Here is a 17615-nt window from a genome sequence, read left to right as displayed (position 1 = left end):
AGGCAAACCACCCCATGGAGTCCCCCGCCGCGCCGACGGTGCCCCGACCCACCAGCCCCTCCCGCTCCGACATTCCCATCACGACGGCGGTACCTGCCAAGCGTGAGCGCCGCTGGTCTGTGGCCGCCCTGTGCATCGTGCTCGCCGCAGTCGCCGGGCTCGCGGCCGCCGCAGCGGTCACCTCCGCAGGTGACCGGATGAAGGTGATCGCCATCGCCCGTGACGTACCGGCCGGACAGGCCCTGACCACCGCAGACCTCACGGTCGCCGAAGTGTCGGCCGACGCGCGGCTGACGCCGGTGCCCGCTGCGGAGCGGTCCGCGATGGTCGGTAAACGAACCGCCGTCGACCTGCGCCAGGGCGGACTGCTGACCTCCTCTCAGCTCGCTGCAGGGACAGGCCTGGGCGACGACAGGCAGCAGGTCGGTGTGCAGGTGAAGCGCGGCCAGGCCCCGAGTGGCACCCTTTCCGCCGGAGACAAGGTCCTCGCCGTCACCACACCTGCGCAGGGAGAGCAGACCGAGCCGAACGAGGCGGAGGCCCCCCCGTCCACCATCAAGGGCGTCGTGGTCTCGGTGTCCCGGCCGGACGCCTCCGGAACGGTCGTCGTCAACCTCGCCGTCGCCCCTACTGACGGCCCGCTGCTGGCGACGCGTGCGTCCATCGGACGCATTGCGCTGGTCCGGGAACCGCGGAGCAACTGACCATGCCCGTCACCGCACTCCTGTCCGCCAAGTCATGTGGTGTCACCGCCTCGGCACTGGCCCTCACTCTTGCCTCTAAGCGGCCCTCACTGCTCGCAGAATGTGATCCGGCTGGCGGCACCGTACGCGCCGGATTTCTCTATGGTGAGGTCGCAGCCGGCCACGGGCTCTACCACCTGGCCGCCGCCGAGCGCACGGGACGGGACGCCCTGGCCAACGCCTTCGCCAGCCATCTATGGCCGATGGACGAGGCCGGGCACCGCAAGCTGTTGCCTGGCCTGACTGATCCCGCCCAGGCCGCGGCGCTCAGCCGGACCTGGCCCTCCCTTTCCGAGGTGCTGCATGTCCTGTCCGCCGACGCCGGATATGACGTCCTCGTCGACGCCGGGCGGCTGGCCCTGGAATCGGGACGCCTGCACCCCACCCTCACCCCGGCCCCGCTGATCCACCAGGCCGACCTGGTCCTCCTCGTCGTGCGCAGCACCGAGCAGTCCCTCACCCTGGCCCGGCACGTCATCGACCCGCTGCGCAGGGAGCTGCAGGAACAAGGATCCGGGGCTGATGCCCTGGGCCTCCTCCTCATCGAGGACGGGGCCTACCGGGCCCACCAGGTCGCCGAGGCACTCAAGGTGCCTGTTCTGGCGGCGCTGCCCTGGGATCCGGACACGGCCGGCTACCTCGCGCACGGCGGCCGCCAGCCGCGCGGTTACGGGCGCAGCCCTCTGCTGCGTCACGCCCGTACGGCCACCGAGCAGATCGAGGCGGCTTCCTCGCGTCGGCGTATCCAGCAGGAGTTCCCGGCCCGGCAGGCCAACCCGCAGCTAACCGGGATGCTGCAACGCCTGGTCGAACTGCGAGGAGGGAGAAGCCGTGGCTGACACTCACCAGAGGCCCGGCGTGAACGGTCATCCGGCGATGGGCCGCGAGGAGCTCGCCAGCCTGCTGACCGGACGCCTCGTTCAGCGGCCCGGCGCTCCGGCCGCGCCGGAACGCCCGGCGGCGCCGTCAGCGGTCGCGAGCCCCACCGGTGTGCCACGCCTGGCCGGGCTGCCCGGCGACCTCCCCGTCGAATGGGAGGTGATCGAAGCTCTCCAGGCCGAGGTGTCGAGGACGCTCAGCAGGCGTGACCCCGACAAACTCATGGAGGAGAGCGACCGTCGGGCCCTCGCCCGGTCCTTGGTCACCGCAGCCGTGGCGGAGTGGTCGGCGAAGCACGCTCACGGCAACACCCCGCTTACCGCGGAGCAGGAAGCCGTGATCGGCGGCGCCGTCTTCAACGCGATGTACCGCGGCGGCCGGCTCCAGGCGCTGCTGGACGAGGATGGCGTCGAAGACGTCATGGTCGACGGACTCACCGCCCACGTGGAGTACTACGACCGGCCTCGGCGCACCGTCGACCGTGTCGCCGACTCCCACGAGGACCTCGTCGCCTGGGTCAACCGGATGGCCCGGCTGTCCGGGCACGGCGAACGCGCGTTGACCCAGGCCACCCCGATGGTCGGCTTCCGTATGCCCGACGGGTCCCGCGTCACCGCCTCCACCCTGACCAGCAGGCCCTCTGTCGTCATCCGAAAGCACCGGGTGAGAGACACCGGTATCAAGGAACTCGTCCAGTGGGGCACCCTCAACCCGCTCCTGGAGTCCTTCCTCGTCGCCTGCGTTCGCGCCCGCATGAACATCCTGGTCGTCGGCGACATGGGCTCCGGCAAGACGACGCTTCTGCGGGCCCTCGGTAGGGAGATCCCGACCGACGAGCGGCTCGTCACCCTCGAATCCGACCGGGAGCTCTACCTGGACGAGCCCGGGCCCAAGCCCGGGCCCCTCACCTTCGGGTTCGAAGCCAGGCAGTCCAACGGAGAGCGCCAGGGCGACAAGCTCGCCGGGGAAGTCACCATCAGCGACATGTTCCCCACCGCACTGCGCTACAACGCCTCGCGCGTCATCGTCGGCGAGGTCCGCTCCACCGAGATCCTCCCCATGCTGCAGGCCATGTCCGCCGGCGGATCCGGATCCATGTGCACCCTCCACGTGAGGCGCGCGCACGGGATCATCTCCCGCCTGGTCCAGTTGTGCACGGAGGCAGGGATGGCCACCGAAGCGGCGAACCACCTCATCGCCTCCAGCATCGACGTCGTCGTCTACATCACCTACCTCAACGAGTCAGGCCGCGGGGGCCGCAAGCACCGCTACGCGTCTCACATCTACGAGGTCCACGACGTCGTCGGAGAGGGCGGTCGCCCCGTCACCACCGAGATCTTCGGCCCGCACAGCGGCGAGCCGCGCGCCGCCTACAAGAACATGCCGGGCTTCATCGACGACCTCGAGCGCACCGGCCACTTTCACCGCTCGTGGCTGACCGATAACCCGCACGGCTGGTGGGGGCCGCCCCTGCAGACAGTGAGCACCCCATGACCACCTCTCAACTGGCGCTGGTCGCCGCCTGCTGCACCGTCCTCGCGATCCTCGCCGTCGTCAGCGCGGTCCGTGAACTGCGCGGCCGGGTCCGCGATGCCACAAAGCCGCCTTCGCCGCTGGCGGCTCGTATCCGACGGGCCCAGGCTGAGCTGCCGGCCAAGTGGCGCGAGCGGTGGCGCTACCTGGTCGCCACCGCTGGGGCCGTCACCCTTCTGGTCTGGGCATGGACCGGATGGCCCGTGCACGGCCTCCTCGCGGGAGCTGCCGTTATCGGCGTCCCCTATATCCTCAATCCGGGGACGGCCGCGTCGCTGCGGATCGAGCGCCTCGAAGCGCTCGGCCAGTGGCTTAACCATCTGGCCGGCGTCCACACCGCCGGCATCAGCCTCGCGCAGACGATCCGCGCATCGGCCAAGCACGCCCCTGCCCCGATCGCGGGGAACGTCCGTGGCCTGGCCGACCGGCTCAGCGACGGCACGGAAGCCCACGATGCGTTCGCCCTGTTCGCGGATGAACTCGCTGACGGCGTCTCCGACCACGTGGTGCTTCTCTTTCAGAGCCACGCCGTCTACAAGGGGCCCGGCCTCGCCGACGCCTTGGAAGCCTTGGCCGTCACCATTCACCAGCAGGCCGCTGATGCCCGTGACATCGAGGCCGACCGGGCCAAGGTCCGCAAGTCCTCTCGCATGGTGTCCATGGTCATCTGCGTCGTCGTCATCGGCTGCATGCTCAACGACGCCTGGTCCGGCTGGTACCAATCCGGGGTCGGCCAGCTCGTCCTGGCCGGCATCGGAGCTCTGTTCGCCCGGACCCTGATGTGGCTGCGCAACATCGCCCGCACCCAGCCGGACCCGCGGCTTCTGGACCCGCTGCCCGCCCACCTCACCGCCCTCGGAGACACCCGTTGATCCCCATGGAGGCCGTGCTGCCCGCCGCAGCCGCCGGCGCCCTCATCGGTCTCGGCGTCCGGGCAGCCTGGCCCGCGAAGCCAGACCTGGCCAGTGCCCTGGACCGCCTCGACGCCTCCAAAGCCGCCCCCGTCTTCTCCGCGACCGGCACCCCGTCGACAACGGGAACGTTGCAGGAACGCGTCGGGGCCCGCCTGCTCGGCGAGTTCGGCAGCCGCATCACCCTGCCCGTCAAAGACCTCAGCCTTCTGCGCATCAGCCCGGCTGAACACCTCGGCAAACGCGTCCTGCTCGCCCTGTACGGACTGCTCCTGCCTCAGCTGGTCCAAGGCCTCCTCGCCCTGGCCGGCGTCGCCTTCCCGTACACCGTCCCGGCCATCCTCTCTCTGGCGCTGGCTGCCGTGTTCTGGTTCTGGCCCGGCAAGGACGTCGCCCGGGACGCAGCCGCAGCCCGCCTCATCGTGCGCCACGCCGCCGCTTCTTATCTGGAGCGCGTCGCGCTGGCCCGCGTCGCCAACTCCGGCGCTGCCCAGGCCCTCACCCAGACCGCCGATGTCGGCGACGGCTGGATCTTCGTCCGCATGCGCCAGGTCTTCCACCAGGCCGACCTCGCCGGCGTCACCGTCTGGGACGCCCTGCGCCAGCTCGGCGAAGAACTCGACATCCCCGAACTCGGCCGGCCTGCCGACACCCTGGCCCTGGCCGGGGACGGCGCCGCCGTCTACACCACCCTGCAGGCCCAGGCCCGCCAGCTGCGTATCGCCATGCTCAGCGATGCCAAAGCCAAAGCGAACGAAGCCAGCGAGGCGATGGTCCTGCCCGTCACCTTCGGCGTGGTCCTCATGCTCACCTTTGTCATGATCCCCATCACCGCCACCATCCTCAGCAGCTGAAAGACATCAGGAGACTTCCCATGGACATCCAGACCCTGACCGTGTGGATCCGCGCCCGCTACGCCCACCTGCAGTCACGCCGCGACGCCGGCGCCACCAGCACGGAGATGGCCGTCATCACCGGTGCCCTCCTCCTCGGCGCCGGCCTCCTGGTCGTCGCCGTGCGCAGCAAACTCACCGAGAAGATCGGCATCATCAACGGCGGGTGACCCCAACCTCATCCAGCCAGCCGACGAACCCACGAACAGGACATCGCAGATGCCTCGCACCGCACGATCGGGCGCCGCACGACTGGCTGGCCTTCTCGCAGGGGTCACACTGACCGCCATGGTGGCCACCGGGTGTGGCAGCGGTAGCGATCCCGGGGGCTCAGGAGCAGGGCCGGCCCCGTCGAAGCAGGCGGCTGGCGGACAGGCGTCGCAGGCGGCCCCGCTGAACACCGCCGAGCTCGAAGCCGCCCTGCCTAACCAGCTCAGCGTCCCGGCCGACCTGACCCAGCCTCGCACCAGGAAGGCCTGGGACACCCTGGACGCCACGATCTGCCAGTCCGAAGGGTGGCCGGACTCCTGGTGTGCGAAGGCGGTGGCTGTGGGGCTGGCCGGCTTCACGAACCTCGAAGACCAGGAGCTGACGATCCGGCTTATCTCTTTCCCCGACAGTGACACCGCGGCACAGCTCTTTGAAGGAGAGGGGACCCCTGACGAGATCGGTGAGAACCCGGCGGGCGACGAGATCGACGGGTTCGAGATCGAGGCATCCGATCAGGAGCCGACGTGGAGCGGCAAGGGCATCAACGTCCGCGAAGGATCCGTCAACGCCAAGATCGAATACACGTGGGCGGAAGGCACAGCCATCCCCGCCGAGCGCATGGGGGGACTGGCGGACATGGTCGTTCAGCGCATCCAGCAGGCACAGAACGGCGAACCGCCGACCGCGTCGGCTCGCTGACCCCCGGCCACCCAGGGCACCAGGACGTACGAAATGAGACAACGGCAATGAACCTCCGCACCGCATTGCGGCGCCGTAAACGGCGGCACGACCGCGGGTTCGCCAGCGTGGAGTTCGCTGTCCTCGCCGTCGTCATCCTCGCCCTCGTCTTCACCGCGCTCCAGGTCGGCCTGTACTTCCACGCACGCAAGGTCGCCCAGTCGGCCGCCCGGCAAGGCGTCGAATCTGGGCGCCAATTCGCCTCCAGTCCCAGTGATGGCGTCGCCCAGGCCCAGAACTATCTCTCGCGCTTCGGCAGCAGCGTCCGCGGGGCCAGCGTCTCCTCCTCCGGCAGTAGCGCCGACGAAGTGCGGATCACCGTCCGGGGCAGCGTCGCGACCCTCGTCCCCGGCCTAGAACTGTCCGTGACCCAGCACGCCGAAGCCCCCATCGAACGCTGGACCACCCCTTGACCTCACCACGCACCACGAAAGCCCTGCGGCGAGACCGCGGAAGCTACTCCATCGAGACGGCCGTGCTCGCCCCCGTCGGCATTGCCCTGCTCCTGCTCATGCTCGCCTTCGGCAGGGTGACCGACGCGGAGGGTGCCGTCGACTCCGCCGCCCGCGCGGCCGCCCGCGCCGCATCGCTCGAGCGCGACGCCGGCAGCGCACAGTCCGCCGCACGAGCCGCCGCAGAGCGCAGCCTTCAAGGCGAAGGCATCACCTGCCGCGCCTCCAACGTCACCATCGACACGGCCGGCTACTCCCTCGACATCGGCGTGGAGGCCAACATCCAGGCCTCCGTCGCGTGCACCGCCGGCCTCTCCGACATCGGCCTGCCAGGACTGCCCGGAGCGAAAACCCTCCGCGCCTCCTGGACCAGCCCTATCGACACCTACCGGGGCCGACAGTGACACAACTCCGCACTTTCATCGCCCGGCGCCGTACGGGCGATGACCGGGGCTCGATGTCCCTGTTCTTCGCACTGTGCTGCATCGCGATCCTCATGGTCATGGGCCTGCTCGTCGACGGCGGTGGCGCACTCAACACCGCCAACCGCAGCACCTCGCTGGCGCAGGAAGCCGCCCGCACCGCAGGCCAGCAGATCGACCTTGCCCAAGCCATCGAAGGCACTGCCATCACGATCGACCCCGCAGCCGCAGTCGGCGCGGCACAGGACTACCTCGTAGCGGCCGGCGTCCAGGGCAATGTCCGGATCACCGATGGCGGACGAACCCTCACGGTCACTGTGACCGACACCTACACCACCTACTTCGCGCAGTTCGTCGGGAAGAGCAGCATCACCGTCAACGGCACCGCGCAAGCACACCTGCAGACCCAAGCTGGAGGCTGAGCCACCCCATGGCCCACCGCACCCCCGCCCCCCTGCGCGCCGTCGGCGCTCTACTCGGCCTGGCCCTCCTGGTAGCGCTGGTCGTCGGCGTCCCGTACCTGCTGCTGGCCGTGGGCCACCAGCCCACCGAGCTGACCGGGGGAACCGATCTGCTGATGCAGCAGGACGACGGGTCCCTGTTTCTGGTCGTCCTCACCTGCCTCGGCTGGGCCGGCTGGGCCGCCTTCACCTTCTCCACCCTGCTCGAAATCGTCGCCGTCCTGCGCCGACGCTCCGCACCACGCATCAAGGGCCTGGGCGGACTCCAGTCCCTGGCCAGTTTCCTGATCGGCGGCATCGTGCTGCTCGCCCCCACCGCCGCATCAGCCGCCACCGTGGCACCCGCCGTAGCGGCCACCGCCGTACACACTGCCGGCGAGACAACCTCCGCCGTGACACCGAGCACGAAGTCTGAGGAAGGAGCTTCGCCCCAGCACACAGTCGCCACGGCGACGGAGCTTCCGTGGGATCTCGCTGAGGTGTACCTCGGCGATGGCACACGCTGGAAGGACATCGCAGCTCTCAACCCCGATATCTCGCAGCTGACCGCAGGCGACCAGTTCCTCCCCAAAGGTGCAGTCATCAAGCTGCCGGCCGACGCTCGGTCCATCGAGGCGGCGGCGAGCACCACTCCATCGGCGAGCTCCACACGGACGGCGGACGAAATCCCGGAAGGCGCCCTGCAGACGCAGAGTGGGAGCACTCGCGCGGCTGGGGATGAGTACGTGGTGGAGGCGGGTGACAGCCTGTCGAAGATCGCGAGTGACGAGCTCGTCACTGAGTCGAGGTACTCGGAGATCTTCGAGCTGAACAAGGGCGAAGCCCAGCCTGGCGGAGGTCGCTTCACCGACCCCGACAGGATCTTCCCCGGGCAGAGCCTCACGCTCCCGGCTTCCGCCGCTACACCGGAGCACACGGCCCCTAGCGCCGGTGATCAGCGGCACCCCAACGAAACGCCCGCCCCACATGCTTCGGACGGCGCGGAACAGCACCACAACGACGAGGCACGAAAGGGTGGTCAGGAACGAGAAGACGACCATCCTTCGCCCACTGCGCCAAGTGCCCCGACGGCCGGGCCGAGCACCGCGCCCGGCCCGGCTGCTCCGGCTTCCCCTCCTAAAGAGGGCACACCCCCCGCAAGCAGCACGCCGAGTTCCGTGCCGCCGCAGGCTGCGCCGTCCGCGGCCGTGGATAGGGAGAAAGCCGAGGCCGCGGACAGCTCCGTGCAGCAGGTGGCGTTGGTCGCGGGGATCGGTGCCTTGCTGGCCGCTTCCCTCGCAGGTGCGCTCGGGGTGAAGCGGATCCTGCAGCAGCGACGTCGCCGGGCGGGCGAGAGGATCGCGATCGACTCCGATCCGTCGCTGCTGGAGCAGATCTTCCACACCAGTGGGGAGCCCGCCAGCGGCGCGCTGCTCGACCTCGCGCTGCGGACTCTGGCCGGCCTGGCCGGCGCCGACACCCAGCTGCCGCTCCTTCGCGGAGCCCGCATCACCGGGCGGACCGTACATCTGCTCATCGAGGACAGGTCGGCGGCACCCTTGGCACCGTTCACGGCCGGTGAGGAACCGGGCGTGTGGGTGCTGGATCCAAAGGCCGAACTGCTGGACGAGGAAGCCGCCTCCCAGGTCCCCGCCCCCTACCCGGGGCTCGTGACGCTGGGAGCCACCGAGGACGGCGACCTGCTCCTGGCCAACCTGCTCAACCGGGTACTGCTCCTGGACGGGGAGCCGGACGACATCCTGGCCGTCACCCGGGCGCTGGCGCTGGAATCCGGAACGTGCGGCTGGAGCGATCACACCGAGATCATGACTGTCGGGCTCGGCAGCCGTCTGGCGACCCTGCTGCCCAAGGGCCGGGTGCGGACCATGCCGAAGCTGCAGTCCGTCGTGGCTGATCTCGGCAGCCTGCTCGTCGAAGTCCACCAGCAGGACGAGGACGCGCCCAGCCCGCTGCCCTGGATCCTGATCTGCTCCAGGGACGCTGACGGCGACCAGGTCTGGCAGCTCGCCGACGCGGTCTCCGCGGCACGCAAACTTCCCATCGCTGTGGTCCTGCCCGCCAACGACGCTACCCGCCAGGCCTTCCCCGACGCCGAGACGATCCCGACCGCACCAGGTGCCCCCGTCACGGTTCCTGACCTGGTCGGCACGCCCCTTGTGTTGCAGCGGCTCACCGACGAGCAGTACCTCGAGTTCATTCACGCCCTGGAGGTGACCGAGGAACCCGCCCTGCCCGCCACCGGGGCCTGGAAACTCTCCGAAGACCACACCCACGCCGCGGGCGACCCCCTGACCGGCCCCCACACCCTCTACGTGGACGAGGGAAGCACCGACCCCGGCAACCCGTTCCCCGCGCTCCTAGCCTCAGCCACCAGTGACAAGAGCGACGCCGTGGAGGCCTCCGCCGAAGCCGGGTCGCAGGATGGTCAGGGCGAATCCGGGAGCCCAATGGTGCCGGAGCAGGCAGCGCGGGCGGACGGCGATCACATCGACGACCAAGCCGAAGACCCGGCGGCGCCGGAGATTCGCGTGCTGGGCACGCTGCAGGTCAGCGGGATCAGCAGTTCGGGTCACGGCCCCAAGGTCGGGGCACTCGCCGCGCTGATCTACCTGCGCCCCGGCCGCAGCGCCGAAGCCCTGTGCACGGCGATGGACCCGGTGAACCCGTGGTCGACGCGCACCCTGCAGTCCCGCCTCTCCGAGATCCGCTCCCGTTTCGGTACGGCTGCCGACGGACAGCCGTACCTGCCCCGCCTGAAGAACGGCTACGCGTTCCGCACCGGGATCCGTTGTGACTGGGACCGCTTTCAGGAGCTCGCCACACGTGGCCTGGCCGCCGGCCCCGACACCGGGATCCGGGATCTGGAGAACGCGCTCGGCCTGGTCCGCGGCAAGCCGTTCGAGGGCCAGGACTACCCGTGGGCGGACTCCATCCAGCACGAGATCATCTCCCGCGTCGTCGACACCGCGCACACCCTCGCCGCCTGGCTCTCTGAAGGCGACACCCCCGACATGGACGCCGCACGACACGCCGTACTACGCGGACTGGACGTCGACGAGACGTCCGAGGTCCTCTACCGCGACTGGATGCGCATCGAGTGGGCCACCGGCAACACCACCGGTGTCCGCAAGGCCATCGCCCGCCTCCAGCAGGTCACCCGCACCTACGACATCTCCCTCGACCCCCTCACCGAACAGGTCATCGACCTCGTCCTGTCCCAGGAGCCAGAACACGCAGCAGCAAGGTGACCGGGCGACGCTGACACCGGTGCCATGCTGCCCCATATGGGCCCGCGGCCCCGAGACCGCAGGACCAGCTGGCCTCGCCTCCCCTCTCCGGGAGAGGCGGGGCCTCCTCTCACCACCGCATACAAAGCACGCCGCCGGGCCTGTCCGGGGAGGTGACTTTTGATGGATTGTGCGGAGTTGCCCTCGCATCTGAGTGTCGAGGTCTGTCTCTATCTGGTTCGGTAGGCCGCCGCGCTGCCGGCGATGCCGGTGCCGAATCTGGTGCGGGCGCGATCGAGTGCGGCTTCGAGGCTGCGGGCTTGGTCGTCGCGGGGGTCGAGGGTGAGCTGGTGGGGTGCGTGCTCGGCGGGCTGGAGGCGTTCGGCGCGCAGGGAAATGGCTTGGACGCGGGCTCGTTGGAGACCGAGTCCGGTGAGAAGCTCGCGTCCGGTGTCGACGAGGGCCGGGCTGTGGGCGGTGGGTTCGGTGAGTGTCCGGGTGCGGCTCGTGGTGGTGTGGTCGGCGTAGGTGACCGTCAGGGTGAGGGCGTGGCAGACCGCGTGGGTGTCGCGGAGCTGGGATCCGAGGTGCTCGGCGAGGCCGATGACGGAACGGTGGTGTTGGTCGGGGTCGAGTTCGTCGCGGTCGAAGCGGTGGGTGCGGGTGATCATTCTGGAGGCGGCAGCGGGGATGACGGGGCGGTCGTCGGTGCCGTGGGCTCGGTCGTGTGCCTGGCGGCCGGCGGCGATGCCGAGGATCCGTTGGAGTGTGGCGAGTGGGGTGTCGGCGATGTCGCCGACGGTGTTGATCCCGTAGCGGGTGAGCGTGCGGGCGGTGGCCGGCCCGATGCCTGGGAGTGCGGAGGCGCGTCGGGGGCGGAGGAAGGCGGCGACTTCGAAGGAAGTGTTGCCGACGATGGTGGCGGCGCCGGGTGGGGTGACGGCGGCTGCCATGGCTGCGATCGTTCGCGATGGGCCGACTCCGGCGCTGGTCTGAATCCCGTACAGCGCGAGGACGCGGAGCCGGATGACTGCGGCCAGGCCTTCGGGGTCGCGGTCCCAATACCTCAGGGCACCGGTCAGGTCGACGTCGGCAGACGAGTCGGCAGGATGTGCCTGCACGCGTGGCGTAATGCCTTCGAGGACGGCGAGGAGCTGTTCGTATAGCTCCGCGTCCTGGAGGTGGAAGTAGATGCGCATCACGGTGCGTGGGCTGGTGGTCATCCCGCACTTCCCTGGCTGGTGTGGCCGAGCCGGTTGAGGTCGGCGGAGCGGGTGCCAGCGGGCTGGAGGTCGGCGTACGGGTGGAGCTTTGCCCCGGCGGTCCCGTTGGTGAGCGTCCGGGCCGGAGTGGCGGGCGGCTGGGCGGGGGTGGGTGCCGGGTTGCGGCGGCCGAGGAGGTCGAGAACGGCCTGTGGGCCGTGGTCGCGACGGGCCGAGGCGAGCTCTTCGAGGTTCCAGACCCTCTGCCCCACAACGGTCCGTCGAGGGCCTCGGGCCTCGACGGTGCCGCGGACGAGCAGCAGTCCGTTGTGGAAGATCGTGTGTGCGCAGGCCTCATGGGAGTCTTCGAAGAAAGCGCAGTCGACCAGGCCGAAGCCGTCTTCGAGGGTGACGAAAATGACGCGTTTGCCGGAGGCGATGGGTGGGGTCTGTGTGGACGCGCGTACGCCGGCCACCAGGACCGGCTGTCCGGGGCGCATCGTCTTGAGGTGCTGGGCGTCGGTGGCACCGATCTCGCGCAGCAGGCGGTGGTGGTGCTCCATGAGGTGCTGGGAGACGTCGATCTTCAGCACGCCGAGTTCGGCGTCGAGAATCTCGCGGCTGTTCATCTCGCGGAGTCCGGAGGGTCCGGCGGTGATGAGGGCGTCGTCGATCGGGAGCTGTCCGGCGCCGGGCCGGCTGCGGGTGTGGCGGTGCAGTTCGGCTGCTTGGAGCAGCAGGTCGCGGCGTGTCTGGTTGCCCTTGAGTGGGTCGAGTGCGCCGATCTGGATGAGTCGTTCGGTGATCGGAAGGGCTGGGCGGGCTCGTTGGCAGAGGTCTTGCAGGGAGTTGTAGGGCTGCCCGGCGGTGATCCGGGCGACCTGCTCTTCGCTGATGCCCTTCACGGTGGACAGGGAGAGCCGGACGCCGGGGCCGCTGTCCGTCTGCTCGACCTGGTGGGCGGGGGCGGACTTGTTCACGTCGACGGGCAGTACGGGGACGTTGTGGCGGCGGGCGTCGGCGACGATCACGCGCATCGGCCACATGCCGGGGTCGTGCTCCAGCAGCCCCGCATACAGGGCTGCCGGATGGTGGGCCTTGAGCCATGCCGACTGGAGGGCGGGGACGGCGAAGGCGACGGCGTGCGCACGGCAGAACCCGTACGCGCCAAAGCTGGCGACGATCTCCCAGACGTCATCCAGGACCTTAGTGGTGTATCCGCGGGCGCCGGCCTTCGCCCGGAACCACGCTTCCAGCTTCGGGAGGCGTTTGTCGTCGGCGAGGGCGCGCCGGGCGACTTCGGCCAAGGCGCGGTCGCAGCCGGTCATGACGGCGAGGATGTCGATGATCTGTTCGTGCCAGATCGTGACTCCGTAGGTGTCGCGGAGGACGGGTTCGAGGTCGGGGTGGGGGTAGACGGGGGCGGCGCCGTGGCGGGCGGCGATGTAGAGGGCGGGCATGCCGCCTTGCACCGGTCCCGGCCGGAACAGGGAGATGTCGGCGATGACGTCCTGCGGGTCGCGGGGCTGGAGGCGGCCGACGAGGTCCTGCTGGCCGGGTGATTCGAGCTGGAACATGCCGACGGTGTCGGAGTCCTGGATCAGGGCGAAGGCGAACTGGTCGTCGAGGGGGACGTGGTCGGGGTTGTCGAGGTCGATCTGCCGGCCGGTGGTGCGGCGGATCTCGGCGACGGCATGGGCCATCGCGGACTGCATCCGCACTCCGAGGACATCAAGCTTTAGTAGGCCGAGGTCTTCGACGTCTTCCTTGTCGGCCTGGACCATCGGGTACTGCCCGCCCGGCGTCGGCTGCACCGGCAGCCGGTCCAGCAAAGTGGCGTTCGACAGGATCACGCCGCACGGGTGCATCGCGATGCCCCGCGGCAGGGCGTCCAGACCTTCGGCCAGCTCCCACAACGGGCCGTACGTGTTGGCGTTGGCCGCCAGTTGCCGCAGCTCGGGCAGTTCCTTGAGTGCTCCGCGGATGTCGCAGGCGCGGATGTGCGGGAACGACTTGGCGACCTTGTCGACGACGTGGGGTGGCAGGCCGAGGGCGAGGCCGGTGTCACGCAGGGCGTGCCGGGCCCGGTAGGTCTCCGGCATTCCGGTTACGGCGACGCGGTCGGTGCCGAAGCGTTCGATGATCCGGTCGTAGACCTCCAGGCGGCGGGCGGACTCCACATCGATGTCGATGTCTGGGAGGGAGGCGCGTCGTTCGGATAGGAACCGCTCGAAAAGCAGCCGGTGCTCCAGTGGATTGGCCGTGGCGACGAACAGGCTGTGGTTGACCATGGATCCGGCGCCCGATCCGCGGGCGGCGACTCTGATGCCCATGTCGCGGACGTCGGCGACGACCTGTGCGACGGCAAGGAAGTAGGCCTCGAAGCCGAGCCGGCCGATGATGCCGAGCTCGTAGTCCAGCTGCTCGACCGCCTGCCGGTCACGGTCGAGGCCGCGGGCGGCCATGCCGGCTTCGCACCGCTGGGTCAGCAGCCGCATCGCCCCACCCAGGCCCGGCTCAGCGCCGACGACGGTGGGCTCCGGGAAATGCGGGCGCCCCAGTCCGAGGTCGGCGACCGGATCGATCTCGCACTCCTCGGCCGTCCGTGCGGTCTCGGCGAGCAGCTCGGCTGCCCGGCCCGGACCCGCACCTGCCGACTGGCAGATCAGCTCAGCCGCGGCTGCCATCTGGTCCGGGCCCTTCAGCCAGCGCTCACCGCAGTCCAGGGCCCGAGAGTCGATCGGGCGCAGCCGCCTGGCCGCGTCCAGGACATCCGCTATCCGGTGCTGGGCCGGGTCCGCGTAGCGCACCGCGTTGGTCAGCACCACGGGGACGGAGAGTCGGTCGGCCAGGCCGAGCGTGTGGGCGGCGAGCCGCGACGAGCCGGCCCCGAGACCTTGCAGCCCCCAGTGCAGGACCTCCAGGCGCAGATTCGCCCCGGCGAGCTCCCGCCACGGCTTGAGGAGCTGCTCGGCGGTGTCCGGGCGCCCGGCCGACAAAGCTCTGACCGGCTCCGACGCGGATCCGAGCAGGATCGTGAGCTTGTCGTCCGCGTACGCCTGGAGCACGGGCCAGGACACAACCGGCGGGCCGCCGTCGACGGTCGCATGGGCCGACGAGACGATCCTGCAGAGCCGGGCCCACCCGGCAATGTCCTGAGCGAGAAGAGTGACGCGCAGGAGCGCCTCGGCGACGTGGGCACCGCCGCGCGCCGGTGTCCGCTGCTTGAGTGCGGGGCCGCCCGGGTTGTGCGGTGCGACGGCGAGGTCGACGCCGAAAACCGGACTCACGTCGGCCGCCATGGCGGCTTTGGCGAAGCGGACGACGCCGGTGACGGTGTCGCGATCGGTCAGCGCGAGCGCGGTAATACCGCGCTCGGCGGCACGGGCGACCAGGTCCTGCGGATGAGAGGCGCCGTAGCGGGCGGAGTATCCGCTCGCTACGTGCAGATGCACACCACCGCCCACCACTACCTCCGATAAATACCCCCAAATACGGTCTAACCACCCTGGCTAGATCTCAACAGTACTCGAACGTAAATCGAACAGGCGACCTGGCGCACTGTCCCTGGAAACGCGGTGCACCGGTTCCACGGAGCACTGAGCGCGCATCTGGCCAGACGAGCCACGTAGAGCACCGCGTTCCTGGAGACCGTGCTGTCGGAGGGTGTGCCTCGGTTGATCCGCAAGATCACTGGCGGATGGCGTCAGGGATATGCGGAACGCTCATGGGGGGCGCCGTGCGTTGGTGGGACAGGAAGCCCGAGGAGAGTGCGAAATGGCTGCTTGAGCCATTGGTGAAGGAAGGGCCGCTACGGTTCGATATGGATCCGGACGAAGTGGCGTCAGCCCTGGACGGCGGGTTCGACCGCGTGGTCATGAGAGCCCACTACGCCAGCGGCTTCAGCCGGCCACCCACTCTCGGCGCTGTCACCATTCACGGACGGACCGGACCTCAGATCGAGTTCGTGGGCATCCAGCTGATCGGCAGGACCGTTTCAGCCGTTGACGCAGGCCGCCTGCTGCACGCCGAGCCCACACCTGGCCAGACTGGCCAATCAGTTACACGCGTGTGACTTTGCTGGTCAGAGGGAGCAGTACTGGCTCCGGGCGCTTCCCTGGTGCTACCTGGTTCGCCCCGGAGCGGCGGTCCAGGTCGTCCGGTCCAGTACTTCGCCGCTCCAAAGCCTGGCCGCCGCGATGGGTGGTTCATCAGCCCGTGCCAGGGTTGTCACCCGGTGTGGGGCTGTATGCCCTCGAAGGTGGGCACGTCCCTTGCGGTCATGTCCTGGCGGAGCCTTACGTACCGGACGGGGTGGCGCCAGACGCCCGCGTCCTGGGCGGTGTCCCCGCTGATCTCCGCGACGCACAAGGGCTCGACCAGCACCGGATCGAGACGCTCTCGGCTCCCCCAGCGGGCAGAGAAACGCACGCCGGTCCATGGGTGGTCGGCGTCGGCCGCAGTGAGCTGGCCGGCGACCTCGTTAGCTGCGGTCGGCTTCAGCGGAACCGTCTTTCCGACCAGCCGCAGAGGCCCGCTCATGTCGAAGCGGCCCAGCAGGAGAACTTGAGGGCGAGGGAGGGAGCCGGTGATCCCGCCGATGAGCACTTCTGTTGTGGCTCGTCGACGGACCTTGTACCAGGATCCCCGGATGCCCGGGCGGTACCGCCCGGCCCGGCTCTTGACGACTACGCCCTCCATGCCTGGGACGTCGGTCCATTCGGTCAGCCACTCCTGTGCGACGGCGAGGTCGGTGGTCGACGGGCACAGCGTCCACGGCTGCGTCAGCCGATGGTCGGCGAACAGCGCCTCGAGGACCGCTCGGCGTCGCCACAAGGGCTCGTCCAGAAGTACTCGGCCGTCGGCTTGGAGGATGTCGAAGGCGATGAAGTGCGCGGGCAGCGCCGCAGCCAGGAGCCTGGCTTGGCGGACAGCGGTCGCGCGGCGCTGCAAGGCGGTGAAGCTGAGCTGGCCCTCTTCGAGTACGGCCAGCTCGCCGTCGAGGACCAGGCCTCGGGGCAGCTGGCCGGCCGCAGCGACCAGATCCGGGAAGCGCGCCTGGTACATCGCTCCGCGACGCGTCTGCAGCACCACCGGCTGTCCGTCCTCGACCGGGGTGAACAGCAGGCACCGGAACCCATCGAACTTGGGGTCGATGAGCATGCCCCCTGGCATCGCTCCCGGAAGCGGAATGGTCTCGCGCGACTGGGCGAGCATGGGTTCCACGGGAGGTCGCAGCACCATGCCAGACTCCTTCCCATGACCGGTCAGGCCTGTTCAGGTGTCCGGGTGGGCGTCCGTTTTCAGGGCCCACGCGCTGCCGGGGCAGCCTGCCGGGAACGGCGGGAAGCGGTGGCCCTTCACATCGGTGCTCCAGTGGTGGCCCACGCCGCAGTCACACTCATAGATCCCACTCTCGGGAACGATCTCGCCCGGGTGCCATCTCGTCTGCGCGTCACTCATACCTTCTGGTGTACGTCCCCGCGCGACCGGCCGCGACTCAGGCCGTCGTCGGCCACCTCGCCCCAGTCGGGCCGGGCGGGCCCGTGTGCCGGCATGGGTCCGTGCAGAGGCGCACTGAGTGTCTGGCCCGCAACGGCGCCCATCCCCAGAGAGAGATCCCGAGGGCGCGCCGTCGTGGTGCTGTCAGGCTGCCTTCCCCGGCTTGCGGCCAGGGTGGCTGCGGCCCGGAGGTCAGCCGGGGCTAGGGTGCGGGCTCGTAGGAGAGAGTGGTGCCGGAGCAGTCCTCGGCCGTGCCGAGCAGGGCCTGCCGCTCGGCGTCGTCGACGGCCAGGTCCCACCGGAGTTTCGTCGCGACCCAGGTCGCGGCGTAGGTGCAGTGGTAGGACGCGTCCGTGGGCATCCACTGGGCGGGGTCCTTGTCGCTCTTGGACCGGTTGGATGCGGCCGAGACCGCGATCAGCGTGTCTGCGGATCCCTGGTC

Annotated in this window: 15 protein-coding genes and 1 pseudogene; 11 read left to right on the top strand and 5 right to left on the bottom strand. The window is 69.6% G+C overall.

Annotation, left to right across the window (positions count from 1 at the left end):
• Positions 1-14 precede the first annotated feature (14 nt).
• From ABT001_RS31605 to ABT001_RS31555, 11 genes are all read left to right on the top strand, one after another.
• A complete protein-coding gene (locus ABT001_RS31605; RefSeq protein ID WP_351284686.1) occupies positions 15-704 on the top strand; it encodes an SAF domain-containing protein in 690 nt (229 codons plus the stop codon).
• Positions 705-706: 2 nt separating this feature from the next.
• A complete protein-coding gene (locus tag ABT001_RS31600) occupies positions 707-1582 on the top strand; it encodes a MinD/ParA family ATP-binding protein (protein ID WP_351284685.1) in 876 nt (291 codons plus the stop codon).
• Complete coding sequence (locus ABT001_RS31595) at positions 1575-3116, top strand: TadA family conjugal transfer-associated ATPase (RefSeq protein ID WP_351284683.1); 1542 nt, start codon at positions 1575-1577, stop codon at positions 3114-3116. The genes ABT001_RS31600 and ABT001_RS31595 overlap by 8 nt, the downstream gene beginning before the upstream one ends.
• The gene (locus ABT001_RS31590) at positions 3113-4027 is read left to right on the top strand and encodes a type II secretion system F family protein (RefSeq protein ID WP_351284681.1); all 915 of its coding nucleotides are present in this window, start codon (positions 3113-3115) and stop codon (positions 4025-4027) included. The genes ABT001_RS31595 and ABT001_RS31590 overlap by 4 nt, the downstream gene beginning before the upstream one ends.
• A 5-nt stretch (positions 4028-4032) precedes the next feature.
• A complete protein-coding gene (locus ABT001_RS31585; RefSeq protein WP_351284725.1) occupies positions 4033-4920 on the top strand; it encodes a type II secretion system F family protein in 888 nt (295 codons plus the stop codon).
• 20 nt (positions 4921-4940) lie between these two features.
• Entirely contained in the window at positions 4941-5129 is a 189-nt protein-coding gene (locus ABT001_RS31580; RefSeq protein ID WP_351284679.1) for a hypothetical protein, read from the top strand.
• Positions 5130-5247: 118 nt separating this feature from the next.
• The gene (locus tag ABT001_RS31575) at positions 5248-5868 is read left to right on the top strand and encodes a hypothetical protein (protein WP_351284677.1); all 621 of its coding nucleotides are present in this window, start codon (positions 5248-5250) and stop codon (positions 5866-5868) included.
• Positions 5869-5915: 47 nt separating this feature from the next.
• Positions 5916-6320, top strand: coding sequence for a TadE family protein (locus ABT001_RS31570; RefSeq protein ID WP_351284675.1), 405 nt, complete (start codon positions 5916-5918; stop codon positions 6318-6320).
• On the top strand, positions 6317-6763 hold the full coding sequence (locus ABT001_RS31565; protein WP_351284673.1) for a TadE/TadG family type IV pilus assembly protein: 447 nt from the start codon (positions 6317-6319) through the stop codon (positions 6761-6763). The genes ABT001_RS31570 and ABT001_RS31565 overlap by 4 nt, the downstream gene beginning before the upstream one ends.
• Before the next feature lie 53 nt (positions 6764-6816).
• Positions 6817-7203, top strand: a complete 387-nt coding sequence (locus ABT001_RS31560) for a pilus assembly protein TadG-related protein (RefSeq protein WP_351284672.1) — start codon at positions 6817-6819, stop codon at positions 7201-7203.
• An 8-nt stretch (positions 7204-7211) separates the two neighbouring features.
• A complete protein-coding gene (locus ABT001_RS31555) occupies positions 7212-10490 on the top strand; it encodes an AfsR/SARP family transcriptional regulator (protein WP_351284671.1) in 3279 nt (1092 codons plus the stop codon).
• Positions 10491-10699: 209 nt separating this feature from the next.
• Here the strand turns inward: ABT001_RS31555 and ABT001_RS31550 are convergent, their stop codons facing one another.
• The 5 genes and pseudogenes from ABT001_RS31550 to ABT001_RS31530 form a co-directional block, all read right to left on the bottom strand.
• Positions 10700-11692: a DNA polymerase Y family protein gene (locus ABT001_RS31550; RefSeq protein WP_351284669.1), complete on the bottom strand. Its 993-nt coding sequence runs from the start codon at positions 11690-11692 to the stop codon at positions 10700-10702.
• Positions 11689-15138 (bottom strand): DNA polymerase III subunit alpha, encoded by a 3450-nt coding sequence (locus tag ABT001_RS31545; protein WP_351284667.1) that lies wholly within the window; start codon positions 15136-15138, stop codon positions 11689-11691. The genes ABT001_RS31550 and ABT001_RS31545 overlap by 4 nt, the downstream gene beginning before the upstream one ends.
• Positions 15139-15901: 763 nt before the next feature.
• A complete protein-coding gene (locus ABT001_RS31540) occupies positions 15902-16915 on the bottom strand; it encodes an ATP-dependent DNA ligase (RefSeq protein WP_351284665.1) in 1014 nt (337 codons plus the stop codon).
• A 33-nt stretch (positions 16916-16948) separates the two neighbouring features.
• Positions 16949-17134 carry a hypothetical protein gene (locus ABT001_RS31535; protein WP_351284663.1) on the bottom strand — a complete coding sequence of 62 codons (186 nt, stop codon included), beginning with the start codon at positions 17132-17134 and terminating at the stop codon, positions 16949-16951.
• Between the two features lie 241 nt (positions 17135-17375).
• Positions 17376-17615, bottom strand: a pseudogene (locus ABT001_RS31530) (HNH endonuclease); the annotation flags it as partial.

Source organism: Streptomyces sp. NPDC002793 (assembly GCF_040295485.1).
Lineage (GTDB): Bacteria > Actinomycetota > Actinomycetes > Streptomycetales > Streptomycetaceae > Streptomyces.
This window is presented reverse-complemented; position numbering and strand designations above follow the sequence as displayed.